15 protein-coding genes are annotated in these 15,044 nt (G+C 38.3%); 9 read left to right on the top strand and 6 right to left on the bottom strand.

The features are described 5' to 3' along the window. Positions 1-42: 42 nt before the first annotated feature. The 7 genes from LOS73_RS01690 (at position 43) to LOS73_RS01660 (ending at position 6,280) form a co-directional block, all read left to right on the top strand. Positions 43-1,518, top strand: coding sequence for a LysM peptidoglycan-binding domain-containing protein (locus LOS73_RS01690; RefSeq protein WP_457934375.1), 1,476 nt, complete (start codon positions 43-45; stop codon positions 1,516-1,518). 64 nt (positions 1,519-1,582) lie between these two features. Then, positions 1,583-2,071: an FKBP-type peptidyl-prolyl cis-trans isomerase gene (locus tag LOS73_RS01685; protein ID WP_007375964.1), complete on the top strand. Its 489-nt coding sequence runs from the start codon at positions 1,583-1,585 to the stop codon at positions 2,069-2,071. Between the two features lie 25 nt (positions 2,072-2,096). Then, entirely contained in the window at positions 2,097-2,825 is a 729-nt protein-coding gene (locus LOS73_RS01680; protein ID WP_007375963.1) for an SDR family NAD(P)-dependent oxidoreductase, read from the top strand. Then, positions 2,822-3,661, top strand: a complete 840-nt coding sequence (locus tag LOS73_RS01675) for an amidohydrolase family protein (protein ID WP_457934374.1) — start codon at positions 2,822-2,824, stop codon at positions 3,659-3,661. Before LOS73_RS01680 ends, LOS73_RS01675 begins: the two co-directional genes overlap by 4 nt. 47 nt (positions 3,662-3,708) lie before the next feature. After that, on the top strand, positions 3,709-5,286 hold the full coding sequence (locus tag LOS73_RS01670; RefSeq protein WP_457934373.1) for a S41 family peptidase: 1,578 nt from the start codon (positions 3,709-3,711) through the stop codon (positions 5,284-5,286). Positions 5,287-5,289: 3 nt separating this feature from the next. Further along, positions 5,290-5,670 (top strand): hypothetical protein, encoded by a 381-nt coding sequence (locus tag LOS73_RS01665; RefSeq protein WP_457934372.1) that lies wholly within the window; start codon positions 5,290-5,292, stop codon positions 5,668-5,670. Positions 5,671-5,800: 130 nt separating this feature from the next. Continuing rightward, positions 5,801-6,280: a hypothetical protein gene (locus LOS73_RS01660; protein ID WP_457934371.1), complete on the top strand. Its 480-nt coding sequence runs from the start codon at positions 5,801-5,803 to the stop codon at positions 6,278-6,280. 5 nt (positions 6,281-6,285) lie between these two features. On the opposite strand, the gene LOS73_RS01655 is transcribed toward LOS73_RS01660, so the two are convergent. Then, on the bottom strand, positions 6,286-8,826 hold the full coding sequence (locus LOS73_RS01655; RefSeq protein WP_457934370.1) for a protein kinase domain-containing protein: 2,541 nt from the start codon (positions 8,824-8,826) through the stop codon (positions 6,286-6,288). 121 nt (positions 8,827-8,947) lie between these two features. Between LOS73_RS01655 and LOS73_RS01650 the strand changes: the two genes are divergently transcribed. Next, entirely contained in the window at positions 8,948-9,919 is a 972-nt protein-coding gene (locus LOS73_RS01650; RefSeq protein WP_007375957.1) for an FHA domain-containing protein, read from the top strand. A 131-nt stretch (positions 9,920-10,050) separates the two neighbouring features. Here LOS73_RS01650 and LOS73_RS01645 read toward each other — a convergent pair whose 3' ends face one another. The 4 genes from LOS73_RS01645 to LOS73_RS01630 form a co-directional block, all read right to left on the bottom strand. After that, entirely contained in the window at positions 10,051-11,226 is a 1,176-nt protein-coding gene (locus LOS73_RS01645) for a mandelate racemase/muconate lactonizing enzyme family protein (RefSeq protein ID WP_007375956.1), read from the bottom strand. A gap of 26 nt (positions 11,227-11,252) precedes the next feature. Beyond that, positions 11,253-12,020, bottom strand: coding sequence for a class II aldolase/adducin family protein (locus LOS73_RS01640; protein WP_010554363.1), 768 nt, complete (start codon positions 12,018-12,020; stop codon positions 11,253-11,255). Between the two features lie 164 nt (positions 12,021-12,184). Next, positions 12,185-12,508: a c-type cytochrome gene (locus LOS73_RS01635; protein ID WP_033016362.1), complete on the bottom strand. Its 324-nt coding sequence runs from the start codon at positions 12,506-12,508 to the stop codon at positions 12,185-12,187. Between the two features lie 181 nt (positions 12,509-12,689). Continuing rightward, positions 12,690-13,229: a DUF2058 domain-containing protein gene (locus LOS73_RS01630; RefSeq protein WP_002957867.1), complete on the bottom strand. Its 540-nt coding sequence runs from the start codon at positions 13,227-13,229 to the stop codon at positions 12,690-12,692. A gap of 198 nt (positions 13,230-13,427) precedes the next feature. Between LOS73_RS01630 and LOS73_RS01625 the strand changes: the two genes are divergently transcribed. After that, entirely contained in the window at positions 13,428-14,576 is a 1,149-nt protein-coding gene (locus LOS73_RS01625) for an MFS transporter (RefSeq protein WP_457934369.1), read from the top strand. Here the strand turns inward: LOS73_RS01625 and LOS73_RS01620 are convergent. Continuing rightward, entirely contained in the window at positions 14,543-15,043 is a 501-nt protein-coding gene (locus tag LOS73_RS01620; RefSeq protein ID WP_457934368.1) for a prolyl-tRNA synthetase associated domain-containing protein, read from the bottom strand. The two genes, LOS73_RS01625 and LOS73_RS01620, sit on opposite strands and share 34 nt — an antisense overlap. Position 15,044 lies beyond the last annotated feature (1 nt).

Here is a 15,044-nt window from a genome sequence, read left to right as displayed (position 1 = left end):
ACTGTGTTAAAATAGTAAAAGGAATTTACAAAAGTGAACATTATGCGCAGCTTGTCTCTCTGTTTTTTAGTTTTATTTCTATTCGGTTGTGAAACAACTGAATCAGAAATTCAAGAAACGCCAAAAATATTTACTCACTTTGAGCCAAAACACACTTTTTTAGACAAATCGGATCAACGTATAATTGAAGATGCTCAAGTAAAGCCTCAGAACACAGTATTACTACATAAAAAAGTAAACATTAAAAAGCCTTCTCCCAAAGCAACTGACCTATGGGTTCACATTGCCGAGAGCCTGCATTTTAAAATTGATCAAAACCGAGCTTTAAAGCAACGTATAAATTGGTATTTAAAGCAACCCAATTACTTACGTGCTGTAAACAAACGCGCAGCGCCGTACCTGTATCACATAGTAAAAAAAATTGAGCAAAAGCAACTACCTATGGAGCTCGCTTTACTACCATTTGTAGAAAGCGATTTTAGACCAACGATAGCCTCATCACAGCAAGCTGTTGGTGTTTGGCAGCTGGTTGGCGCAACGGCGCATCACTTTGGAGTTAAGTCAGACCAATGGTATGACGGGCGCCAAGACGTACTTGCTTCAACCGATGCTGCACTTGATTACTTAAGCTACTTGCATAAACGCTTTGATGGTAATTGGCTACACGCTTTGGCCGCTTATAACAGTGGTGAGGGCCGTGTTAAACGCGCAATCGAAAAAAACAAAAAGCGCGGTAAAAGCAGCGATTACTGGTCGCTCAGTCTGCCAAAAGAAACCGCTGACTATGTCCCCAAGTTACTCGCTTTAAGCTATTTAGTTAAACACCCACAAAAAGGCATTAAGCGCCCAAAGCTTGCATATAAGCCATTTACAACACAGATGAATATAGGCCAGCAGTTTGACTTTTCAGTTATTGCTAAGCTCTCTGGTATAGGCTCCAAGCAGTTACATGCAATCAATCAGGGGTACTTAAAAAATCAAAGCTCACCTAACGGGCCGCACACTTTACTGCTTCCTATAGAGCAAGAGGCATTATTAAAAAGTCAGTTTTTTAAATCAAACTTTGCTGGAGAGTACATCGTTAAACAAAACGACACGCTTTATGGTATCGCTAAGCGTTTTAGTATGTCGGTAAAAGCTCTAAAACAACTTAATAATAAAAATAATAATTTAATCGGCGTTGGAGAAAAGTTATTAGTTGGACAACCTAAAACTCTGCCAAGCACATTAACTGTTGATTACAAAATTAGCCCTTATTTAGAGCACCAAGAGATTGCGATTCCCACCATTGAAATAGATTACGAAGTTAAGTCAGGCGATAGCCTTTGGAGTATAAGTCAGCTTTATGATGTCCCTCATAGCGACTTGGCAAAATGGAATAAGCTCTCTGCATCAAGCATTTTAAAGCCAGGCACTCAATTAGTGCTGTTTATACCCCAGGCTGAAAAGCAAAAAGCAGCACCAATAAAAAAAGATTTACTGCTAGATTTACAAAAAACACTAAATCAGCCACGTTAAGTTTATAAACAAGTATATTTCGCGTAAAATCAGCCTCAACATAGTCAAATTTAAAGAGATAAGCATGCAAATCAGTAAAAATTCAGCTGTTGAATTTCACTACACACTCAGTGAAGGCACTGAACAAGTAGAAAGCAGCACAAACGAAGCACCACTCACTTACATTCATGGTAGCGAAGGCATGCTTCCTGGTTTAGAAAAAGCACTTGAAGGCAAACAAGCTGGTGAGAAGTTTAGTGTAACGCTAGAGCCAAGTGAATCGTACGGCGAGCGTGTTGATGACTTAATTCAACGCATCCCGCTTAAGCACTTACAAGGCGACGTTAAAGTATGGAAACCAGGTATGACAGCAATGGTAAGTTCTAACCAAGGTCGTCATCAAGTGACTATTGTTAAAGTAGGTCGCTTTAACGCAGATTGTGATTTAAACCACCCATTTGCGGGTAAAACGCTAACATTTGATGTGGAAATCATCTCTGTACGTGAAGCAACAAGTGAAGAAGTTTCTCACGGACATGTGCACGCTGAAGGCGGCTGTGGCCACTCTCACTAATCACCTTTACTAATTAGGATCAAATATGGCTAAAGTTGCTATTGTTACTGGCGGAACAAAAGGCATTGGTTTAGCAGTAATTAAACGCTTGCTAAACAGTGGTTACCAAGTTCATAACCTCGATATAGAGCCTAGTGAATACGGTATATTCCATCAGTGCGATGTCAGTGATGTAACAGCCGTACGTAGCTGTATTAATATTATATACGAGCAATCGCAACGAATAGACGTACTTGTTTCTAATGCAGGAAAGCATTTAAGCGCAAATATACAAAGCACCGACGAGCAAACTCTCGATGCACTGTTTGCGCTTAATGTTAAAGGCGCTTATGCGGCAGTACAAAGTGTATTGCCTAGCATGAAAGCGCAAAATAACGGCGTTATTATATTAGTCGCTTCCGATCAGGCGCTTATAGGTAAGCAAAACTCTTTTGCGTATAACCTGACCAAACACGCCCTTGCCTCTATGGCAAAAACAACAGCGCTTGATTACGCGAGTTTCAATATTAGAGCAAATGCCGTATGCCCTGGCACGATAGAGACCCCGCTATTTCATAACGCAATAGATGCGTACTGTAAAAAAAGTGGTGCAAACAAGGCCGAGATAGTTGCCGAAGAAGCAAGCCTTCAACCGCTTAACCGATTGGGGCAAGCCGACGAAGTTGCCGCTCTTGTGAGCTTTTTAGCAAGCGACGATGCCAGCTTTATTACTGGCAGCCTACAAAGTATTGACGGTGGCTATACTGCCCAATGAGTAAAAAAATAATTGACCCGCATGTCCATTTCTTTAATTTAATTGAGGGTCAGTATTTATGGTTACAGGGCGCCAATCCGCCAACATGGCCAAATTTAGATAAAATAAAACAGCAAATTAGCGCAGAACAACTTATTGAAAGCACTGATTTCGAACTTTCTGGCTTAGTGCATATAGAAGCTGGATTTGATAACAGCGCACCTATTAATGAGTTAAAATGGCTTGATAAACACTTAAGTAATATTGCCTATAAAGCGATTAGCTTTATACAAATTGATCAAGACAGTGAGTCATTTGAACGTACGCTAAAAAACCTTATACACCCAACGTTAGCCGGGATCAGAGATATTACCGAAGGCAATGATGCAGCACGCTTATTAAACAGCTTTTGCTTAGATAATCTTAAAATATTAAGCCACTTGAATCTGCATTTTGAAGCGCAGCTTGAGCTTGAAAATATACCAATAGTAAAAAAATTAGCGTATTACGCGAAGCAACTCCCACATCTACAGATTGTAATTAATCATGCTGGATTACCAAGCAATATAGTACTTTGGCAACAAGGTATTGAACTATTAGCCAAAAATTGTAACGTTGCAATTAAGTTTTCAGGGTTTGAGCTTCTGTCGCTAAATAACCAACAGCAAATTACGTGTTTTGATATTATTTTTCAGCATTTTGGTGAGCAACGGATTATGTTTGCCAGTAATTTCCCCGTTTGCCAAATTAACTCCAGCTATAACAATTTATGGCATGCTCATTTGGGGTTGTGTAACAGCGATCACATCTGGCACCATTTAAGCTACAAAAATGCCAAACATCTCTATCTAGTATAAATAAAAACCGCTATATTTACGTAATAGTATAAAAAGCGAGCCTTCACATGTTCATTCCTACGAAGTTAAATATTGCAAAAACCATTCTGCCTTTAACACTTATTAGCATCTTAAGCGCATGTGGCGGTGGCGGAAGTTTAAATGACAGTAATAGTGTCACTCCTATTGGCTCAAATACAACAACTTGGACCGCCAATGAATTTGCTCGCGCTAGTCAATTTAAAGGCCAGTGCCAAGCAAGTGATGAGAAGAACTGGCTACGTTCATGGAGTAACGAAACATACCTTTGGTATGATGAAATTATCGACACTGACCCAGCTCTTACGAGTGGAGTCCTTGATTACTTTGAACAACTAAAAACCAATGAACTCACCGAATCGGGTGCAAAAAAGGATAACTTTCATTTTAATTTACCTACCGATGAGTGGGAACGCCAAAATCAAGCAGGCGTAAGTTATGGCTACGGTTTCAATATAAAAATTCTAGCGTCTAGCGCACCTCGCCAAGCCATAATAAGTTATACGCAGCCCAATACTCCGGCAAGTAACCAAAACCTAACACGTGGATTTGAGTTAGTTGAAGTAGATGCTATTGATTTTGTAAATACCAACTCATCAAATGATGTTAGTGTTATTAATGCAGGTTTATTCCCTACGCAAACAGGTAAAGTAACTGAGTTTGTATTTAAAGATATCAACACCAACGAAAACCGTACTGTTACCCTCACGTCGCAAAATATAACCTCGCAACCGGTAAGTAATGTACGGACTGACTTAGCAAATGGAGAGGTTGGATATTTTCAATTTAATAGCCATAATGCAATTGCTGAAGAGCAACTATACAACGCATTTAACCAACTTGCTGCAAGCGACATTAAAGACTTAGTCATCGATATACGCTATAACGGTGGTGGGCTTTTACAAATGGCAAGCCAAATTGCTTATATGATTGCAGGTAATAGTAATACACAAGGTAAGGTTTTTGAACGTACTATTTTTAACGATAAAAACCCAAATACCAACCCAATAACAGGGCAAGCACTTACCCCAATGTCTTTTACCAATCAATTTGTGGGATTTGAGAGCAACCCAAGTATTACACCGGGTACACCTTTGCCAACACTTGACTTAAATCGTGTATTTGTGCTTACAACCAGCAGCACTTGTTCTGCCAGTGAAGCCATTATTAATGGTCTACGCGGCGCAGATGTAGAGGTGATTCAAGTGGGTTCAGGTACTTGTGGAAAACCATATGGCTTTTACCCAACAGATAATTGCGATACAACTTATTTCACCATTCAATTTACCGGCGAGAACAATAAAGGCTTTGGTGAATTTTCAGATGGTTTTGCACCACAAAATACATTAGATAACGCACTCCAGCCTGTATTAATAGCAGGCTGTGCCGTTGCAGATGATTTTACTACTTCCTTAGGTGATGCTAATGAAGCACTACTCAAAACGGCACTTAGCTATCGCACAACAGAGAGCTGTCCTGCGCCAAGCTCTACCAGTAGCAAGCAGGGTTTTGCTCCATCAATTGTAGATGATTCACCAAAGGTAGAAGATACCCGAGTGCAAACAATGCTTAATCAAAATATTATTCTCAGCGATAACATAAGGTAGGCTATGCAAATGCGTTTACTAATAATCACAGCTATCATAATGTGTACGCTTACTGGGTGCTCAGCACAAAGCTCTGAGTCGACACCTAAGCTGCAACATGCATTATTGGTAGAGCCAAATAGTGAGGCTGTAGCCGAGGTTATAGCTCTACTACTTCATAGTCAGCAGATACAATTAGCTGATGACGTATTTTTAACAAGTAGTACGGTAACGCTCGATAGACTTAATCAAAAAGACACTTTGGGTAACCCGATTATGGGCAAGCAACTCAACATGCCCGATCAATTTGAGTTAATGATTAAAGACGAACAATGTTTTGTACGCCATCTTGATAGCAAGGCAACCCAAGCTATAAATGATGTTAATTGCCGAGTAAATAATTAGTTTACTCAATGGCAATTTATATAAAAAAAACGCTATGCTCACTGGAGCATAGCGTTTTAACTAACCGCAGGTTATTTAACCTGCAAAACAACTATAATGACATTTATTAACCCTAAAACAGGATATTAAAATGAATAATCTTAGCTTTCGAGTTATTCCTACAGAAAATGGACAATGGAACATTTCTAGCCCTACAGGCGGAGATAGTGAAAATATTTGTATTGATTATAAAGCATTAAAGGCAGGTCAAGCCGTCAATTTATATTATGAATTGGTTGATTGTCTAGGATGGGAATTCGCTGAAAATGGCACCTACTTCTCTGATGCTAAAGATAATTTTAATTATCAATTAACAAGTATTGTGGCCAATAGCGGTCAATCACTTATAGTGTCTATCTCAAGTATCATTCCTGCCCACGCATTGCCTGCTCAGCTAGCAACAGAACTTGCTGACAATCCAGACGAAGCTGTTTCAGGTATGCTAAGTGAGAGCGCAGACTATGAAGTAAACTTCCGTCTTGTCGCTAAAAACACAGCTAATCAAGAACCAACAATGCGTTATTTTTCTCAAGATCCGCGAGTGATTCTTCAAGACATGGAACCACACTAGGAATTTTATGTACAGAGAGAATCATAATTCTCTTTGCCTAAGAGTTTTTGAAACTTACTCTCTGTACATAACGGTTTAAACCAACCAAGTCGATAAAAAGTGGGGCTCCATCCCTTTTTAATACTTTGCTCTACAGATGCAACCGCTGAGTACTTCTCTCCTAAAATGGCCTGAATCATAGCTTTCACAAAGTATACTTCGCTTAATTCAGAACTTTGAGCTAAAGCACGATCGATACTGATCATCGCTTCTTGCCCTTTATTCAAATGAACCTGTGCTTGCGCTTTTTCTAATAATAACTCAACAACTTGTGTATCGTCTGCTATCTGTCGATCTATCTTTTTATAAATATCAAAAGCCAGTTCCTTTTTATCTAACATATATAAAATATCAGCTAGATTGAGCTGTTGCGTACTATTTATAGAGGAGAGTTCTGCTGCCTTTTGGGCATGGTGTAATGCATCTTTTAACTCCCCTTTTAAAGACAACACAATAGAGTAATTTGAATATGTTGATGAAATAGCAGTCCCTGCTGAAATTAATCGCTGGTAGTTAATTTCAGCTTCCGCTAGGTCACCTGATAACAATGAAATATCTGCGAGCGTCTGTAGCGTAATAAAATCATTAGGTGTGTAGGTAAGTATTTTTGATAAATACTCTGCTGCTTTTTGATTATTGCCTTGCATAAGGTGGGCAATAGCTAGATTCCGTGTTGCAACAAGTGTTGGCCTTATTTTATAAGCGAGCTTTGCATGCGTTAAGGAACGCGCTAAATCACCATTTCTTTTATAGTAAATTGCTAGTAATGTTTGTTTTTGAAACTCTTCAAGATCTGACTCCTGAATTTTTTGTATCACAATTTCCGCATTATACTTATCTTTAACATGCTGATGAACTTCTAACATATCAATTAAGTAAGCAGCACTATTACGATAAGTACGAGGTAAAGTATTTAAGGTTTGTTTTAATTTTTTTATAATTTCGGGATCATGTGTTTTATCATACTGACGAAGTACGATTTTACGATACAGTGGATATAAAGGTGTAAACTCGGGGCTGTGTAAAATCAAATTCTCAGCATCTGCCATTAAAGATTCCGCATCACGCGAATTATTTGACACTACGCGTACTAAATTCACATATTGATCTAAAAACTCACTCTCTTTTTTTAGTGTTTGCCTACTCGCAACATTACCTGTGTATAATTTTTCAACAAAACTACTCGCTAAATTATAAATTCCCATGTAATTTTCAGTATCACTTGCACTTCTTTCTTCACGAATTAGCGTCGCATTTCCCCCATTCAGTAGGCTTAAGTTGATATCACAAGAAAGTGGAGTGCAATCTAAGTGCGTAACAAGTAATTGATCCGAATTAAGTGCTTGGCCTAAAGTGGCTAAATTTGTGTCTTTGCCTAATAATTTTTGAGTTTGTCGTATTTCAGTTTTTGAGATTAATGCATAATCAGAGTGATTTAATAAGTAATGCGCTATAGCATCATTAATTGCCAAGTTAAGCACTTGCTTTTGAGCATCTAAGAGTTTGGTTGTTTTACTAAATTCGACAGGTAACACTGCAACGTAAGTTTTGGGTTTATTTGCTTGCCAATACCAAATGCTCACACTGAGTAAACTGATGGTAATACATGACAATAATGCAAAAATGCCCCACTTATTCCTTTGTTTGTGTTTGCTAGCTAAATGAATGTCTGCCATAGAAACAGTTTCACTATTACCATTTAACGACAATAAAATACGTTTTAATTCATCAGTAACTTCTACGCAAGATGACGGTCGGTGTTTTACATTATAAGAAAGAAGACGGTTTATAAGTAGCCCCAATGGTTCTGGGATACCCGTAATAGCGCATGCATTAGCGCTGCATTTATTATTTTTTATTTGCTCTGCTATAGACTTATTAGTAAGGTCAGAAGCCTGCGCACTATATGGATGTTGATTAGCGAATAATTGATAAGCAATTAATCCAAATGAAAACAAATCACTTCTAAAGTCTAACGGTTGATCATTTAGCTGCTCTGGAGACATTGCTGTTAAACTGCCAAAGCTCATGTTTTCTTCCGATTGCAAAGTATCTTTTATCTGTGAAATACCAAAATCAGCGATTTTAGCTGAACCACTTTCATTGACCAAAACGTTGCTTGGCTTCAAATCAAGGTGCAAAATATTTTGCTGGTGAATGGTTAACAACCCTTCACTTATATCAATTAATAATGCTAGCTTTTCTTGTGCAGTTAATACTTGTTTTTTTAACAAACGTTCAAGTGTTGTACCTTTAACATATTCCATTTCAAGAACCAATTGCTCACCATACTGGATGGTCTTATAAATCTGGACTATGTTTGGATGATTAAAACAAGCTAATAATTTAGCCTCTAATAGTATTTGATCTGTAACTGAAGATGATAAATCGATTACTTTGAGCGCAACTTGGCGATCTAACTTTAAATCAGTAGCAAGGTAGACTTTGCTCATACCTCCTTGTGCTAAAACGTTTAGCTTATGGTAATGCTCTTCTAATTTAAACACACTGCAACTCAATAATATTTACATTTTAATGGTTAGTGTAACTTCAAAGATTAAATAATTACAATCTATTGATATTATTTAAGTATAATAAATTATATCAATAAGAAAAAACGGATGAACCATGGCTGTTTTAAAACATATAGAATCCCAGAGTAAATTCTATTTACGTGCTTTCCACCGCTTTGGTAGATTAGTACACTCTGTAGATACTTTGCTTGATTTTCCTGAAATTACACGTATTCATGCCGTAATTGAATGGCTAAATGAGCAATGGTGTATAAATGATTTAAGCAAAAATGGCGTTTGGTTAAACGATAAAAAAATCAGTAAAAATCAAAATATACCTTTAAAAAAAGGCGATAATATCCGTTTTTCTGAAGTAAATAATGCTGTGTATCAAGTTATTTGCGTCGACCCACCAAGAGACTTATTGTTACCAGAAAATGCCTCGCATGAAGACGTCATTTTTCTAGAGCAATACCATTTTTTACCTGACAATAAGCAACCTGAAGTGATTGTCTTTTTCGACTCACAGCAGCACTGTTGGTATTATGAAACTATGCAAGATCACCTTCTGACCCTAATGAGTGATGGTCAAAATTTATATATCGGCGGACAAAGTTGGTGCTTATTTCAGGCTGAATCCACCATGCAAGAAAAAACAGTTGAACTCAAAAGACAGCCTAATAATAATTTAGAGTTCATTTTTAGCCTAAGCCTCGATGAAGAGTTAGCCGAACTAAAAATCAAAAAAAATAAAGTTACATTAGACTTTGATGTGCGTTCTCATCATTATTTAACCTTGCTATTAGCACGATATAAATTAAATGACATGCAAAATAATTTTGAGGCTGATGTACAGGGTTGGGTGCAAGTAAAAAAACTAGCAAAAGATTTAGGTATTAGTGAAAGTCACGTTAATATTCAAATCCATCGCGCACGAAAGCAATTTGTTGAAATACTTAATAATGAAATAATACCCAGTGCATTGATAGAACGTAAACGCGGAAAAGTCCGCTTTGGCGGAAAAACGTTTACTATTTATAAAGGAAAAAAAATAGAGTCTTCAAATTTAGAAGACAATGTAGAGTGAGCAGCAGATCATACAATAAAAAGCACTAGTGACATTTTTAGTAATAAATTAGACCGGCTGAAATAGTCGGTCTAACTTATTTTTAATAGTTTATTTTTTAAAGTGTAATATTATCAATCTCAACGCATTGGCTACTTAATTTCAACTCGCTGAGAGCGCATAACAATCTCGTCATTTAGCTCAATACCCAACCCTGGCTCTTCTGACACTTCAAAGAAACCATTTTTAGGTTGTGGGTCTTGTAAACATAACTCGCGGTTCCACTTTTTAATCGCATAAGTGTGGTGCTCATGAATCAAAAAGTTAGGGATAGCCGTTTCTAAGTGCAGTGATGCTGCTGTTGCAACAGGCCCGCCACATACGTGAGCCTGAATACGCACATCAAAGATATCTGCGTAATCACATACTTTTTTAGTTTCGGTAAAGCCACCACATAAACCAATATCAGGTTGCAGAACATCAATACTTTGATCTTCTAAATACGGGCGCACACCCCAGCGATTATACAAACGTTCACCACCAGCAATTGGCACATTAACTTTATCTGCTACTTTTGCATGCAATGAATGGTTTAGGTAGTTAACTGGCTCTTCAAAGTACATACAGTCAAATTCTTCTGCAATTTCACCCAACTGAATGGCTGTTGTCACGCCTGGTAAACTGTGGCATTCAAAAATAATGTCTACTTCGTCGCCTACTGCTTCGCGAATAGCTTGCATGCGCGCACGGTATAGCTTCATTTCAGTACGTGAAATTATTTTTGTACGGTCATAATAAGTATTACCGTCTTTATCGTACTGAATTGGATCTACTTTTACTGCATCGTAACCTTCGGCCATCGCCTTTAAAGCCGCTTCTGCATATTCTTGCGGTTGTACTAGCGCTTTAAATTCGCTATCCCAGTCAAACTGTAATTGCGATGCGTAAGTGCGTAGTTTGTCGTTAACTTTACCGCCTAATAACTGGTATACAGGTAAACCAAGCGCTTTACCTTTTATATCCCAAAGTGCGGTATCAATTGCGCTCATTGCAGCATATACAACAGGTCCGCCGCCTAAACCCCAAAAGCTTTCACGTAACATACGTGACCATAGTTTTTCTGTTTGAAATGGGTCGTGGCCGATTAAAAAGGCGTCGGCCATTTCTTTAATCATAGCCGCTGCAGCACTGTGGCCTAAATCGTAAGCAAGGCCGGCTTCGCCAACACCACTAATACCTTCGTCAGTATGAATTCGTACAAACACAGGTGTCCAAGAAGGCCTATCAGGACAGTGAATATCAAATACTTCAACGCGATTTACTTTCATTAAAATTCCTTATTAACCGCTATGGGTTATTTTGCAAAACTAGGGTCAAGTCGATACGCTTTTCGTAACATTGCAGGCCACGCAAGTTGCCCGCCGGTGCTGCCACTGTGTACTACGTTTGCTTGATTATAAATATTGTCGATTATAGGTTGCGGTACTTCAATCACCTCTTGCGAGCTTGATTGTAGCGCTAGTTGAATTTCACACGCTCGCTGTAAATCATAAAAGCGCATAAACGCATCGCCTACCGTTGGGCCTACTGTTAAGCCACCGTGATTTACCAATAACATATGGTTAGTGCTGCCCAAATCATCTTGCAGCACTTTTCGCTCGTCGTCGTTTACTGCAAGCCCTTCGTAGCCATGATAAGAAAGCGATGGCAGTGAAAACATTGAATATTGGCTAAGCGGTAATAAACCATTTTTTTGTGTAGCGACTGCGATTGTTTCTTTAGTATGAAGGTGAATAACACAATGAGCGTCTTCGCGTACCTCGTGAATCGCACTGTGAATAGTAAAACCAGCTGGATTAATACTAAATGGCGTATCGTCAATAATGTTGCCGTCTAAGTCGACCTTCACTAAATTAGAGGCAGTTACTTCATCAAAGGTTAAACCAAAGGCATTCACTAAGTAGTGGTCGGTGCCAGGCAAACGTGCTGATAAATGCGTATAGATTAAATCCCCCCAACGAAAGTGCTCTACCAGTCTATAACATGCGGCTAAATCAACACGAAGTTGCCACTCTTGTGCTGATACTTTATTTTTTAAATCGAGTTGGGGTAAATCAAACATAATAAGCCTTTTAAAACGTACATTATCAATCTGTACGAACAGATGTTTAGAAGTCTAAAGCAGTCTCTATTTTATAGCAAACACCAAACAAAACAGCCACACTATTGTGTGGCTGTTTATAAAGCTAAAATACCAATTGCATTCAAATGGTATAACTGCGTAAATTATTTTACGTTAGCGAGGTAATCTGCAATTGCGTCAAACTCTTCATCTGTTACCGTTGCAACCATGGCTTTCATGGCCATGGTCATACCGTTGTTACGTGCACCTGATTTAATGTCTTTCATTTGCGCTACTAAGTAGTCTTTATTTTGACCATTTAGCTTAGGGTACATACCCATAATTGGTGCTTTACCTTCAGCGCCATGACAGGTTTGACAATTTTTAGCGGTATAAAGTGCAGCGCCATCAGCAGCAGCTGCATTAAACGAAAAGCTTGCAGCTAAAGTAATACCTGCACCTAATAGTAGTGTTTTCATCTTGCTCATTGTATTTACTCTTCTTTTTTGACGGTTAGAAAAAACTGTTCTATTGATTGTAGTAAACAATCAAATAAAAAGCATACGTACGAAACGACGCTAGACGATCAACTTAACCAAAAACTGCTAACCCGTTTCTACTCGTTTATCTATCGTAACAAACAAAAATGAGCTTCCCCTTAATAACTTATTACCAAACTATATCATCTGGTACTTCAAAGTCTGCATATGGGTCGTCTTCATCTTTTGGCTTGTTTTCAGGCTCTACATGAAAAACAATATACTTTTCGTCAACTTCAGCCACTTTACGCGCTGGTTCATCGTCTAAAACGTAAAATTGCCCTTCTAGTACACAGATAGCTAAACGACCACCCGATAACGCTTTTTGCGTTTTCTCGTTGACATCGATATTTTTTACTTTGTTTTGATAAGTAAAATTAAACGTGCGCTCACCACGAATAGCGTCTTGGTTGTGATGCTCTAAAATTTGTTTAACACGCGCTTCTTGTTCGCGCTGCTTTAAGCTAACTTGGCGTGTTTGGTTAAGCTCTTCAGCCTTCTTTTGCTGCTCTAGCTTGGTTTGTTGGATGTGCTTTTGCAGATCACTTGGGTTACTAGTCGCCCCTTTCTTTTGCTTTTTTTGTTGCTTACGTTTTTCTGATTTAGCAACTTTAGCATTATGCGATGTTGTTAATCCTGCTTGAAGCAATTGGTCTTGTAATGAACCCATGGCTTTGTTCCACTAAAAACTAATATTAAGGTTATTTTAATCACCAACGAGTCTAAATAACAGCGCTATCGACATTAATCTAACAAACTAGTTAAAACAAACCATGATATAGCGCAAAGAGCGTGCTTTTAATTATGAATTAAAAGCAATTTTTAATACAATGCCACCTAACCAATCAGCAAATGTACAAGGCATATAATGCGTTTACCTCACCTACTCGTTTGCTCGGTATTTATATTTTTTGTACTTTATGCGCCACAGCCCTTACTCAGTCTTTTTGCGAATGAGTTTAATGTAGCCCCTGCGGTAGCTGGCAGCTTAATGACCGCAACTATGCTACCCTTGGCCATTGCACCACTTGTTTATGGTGTACTTTTAGCAAAACGCAACCCATTACTCGTATTGCGTATTGCAATGGTATTTTTAGGACTTAGTAGCCTGCTTTTCATTTATGTACCGAGCTTTGAACTTTTGCTCTTGGTTAGATTTCTACAAGGTTTAACGCTTCCAGCAGCTTTAACAGCAATGACCAGCTATATAGGCATGAGCTACAACGCAGATGCCCTTCAAAAAAATATGACTCTGTATATTGGTAGCAGTATAGTTGGAGGTTACTTTGGCCGCGTACTCGCCGCTTTGTTTAGCGATTTGTGGCATTGGCAAAGTTTTTATTATGTTATTGCTTTTATGCTTATTTTTTTGGCTTTAACAATTAAGCATTCTCGCTTTTCAAACCCAGCTACACCGTCGCAGCTCTCCCCTCTAGATTACCTTAAACAACTTAAAGAAGGTGCTGTACTTAAAGTGTATGGCGCCGTTTTTTGTATGTTTTTTTGTTTCGCTGCACTACTTAATTACTTACCGTTTATATTACAAAACACGTTTTTAATTACCAATACTCGTGACATAGGTTTAGTTTACAGTGGTTATTTAATTGGTGCACTCGCCTCTATTACTGCACCTTGGTTGCTTAAAAAAACACCTTCAGCTTGGCATCTTTTAGTCGCTGTATTTGGTTTTTATAGTGTGAGTATTATTTTATTAATGAGCCACCAACTTAGCTTATTTTTAATCGCATTTACTTTGTTTTGTGGGGCAATGTTTGTAATCCATTCAACTGCAGCGCCGCTCGTTAACAAAATAAGTAAAGCCCCACCAAGCGTAACCAATGGCGGGTATGTATCATTTTATTACAGTGGTGGTGCATTAGGGTCGTTATTACCCGGTGTGGTATACCAACATTATGGGCAAACAGCGTTTATGTTTACGCTGCTTGCGGTTTGCTTATGCGGTTTATCGTTAATTGTGTGGGCTTATTTTGAGGGTAAAAATACAACTCGCGGTTGATGCTTTGTGTAATTAAAAAAAGTTTCTAAGTCAGCCTTGCTAAGCAACCATGTTTGGATATTTTCAAATGGATGACAATGGAACAAATCGCCACCCCAAATATCTTGGTCAACCCATAAGCTCACTTCGTTTTGCTTATCATTTAAAAGAGCCAACATAGATACACACCCAGGAGCCACTTTTAAATATTTAGCTAGCCGCTCACTTGATGCAAACCCTAAGCGTGAAAGACCTTGCTGCTTTGACAATACCTTTAAGTCGAGTTGTTTATCGTGCGCTGTAATAACTAAAAAATGTCGCTTACCCTCATTGTCACGTAAAAATAAATTTTTAAGACGTGTACCTGGGCGCTCAATCATAAACTCATCAGCCGCTAAGCTAGTATGCAGCGGCGGATGCTCTATTACATCGTAATTAATATCTAGGTGCGCTAAAAGCTCTGCTAACTTAGTTTTATCAGCCAACATA

This window comes from Pseudoalteromonas sp. SCSIO 43210 (assembly GCF_054133285.1).
The sequence above is the reverse complement of the archived record's forward strand: the minus strand, read 5'-3'. Positions and strand labels throughout refer to the sequence as shown.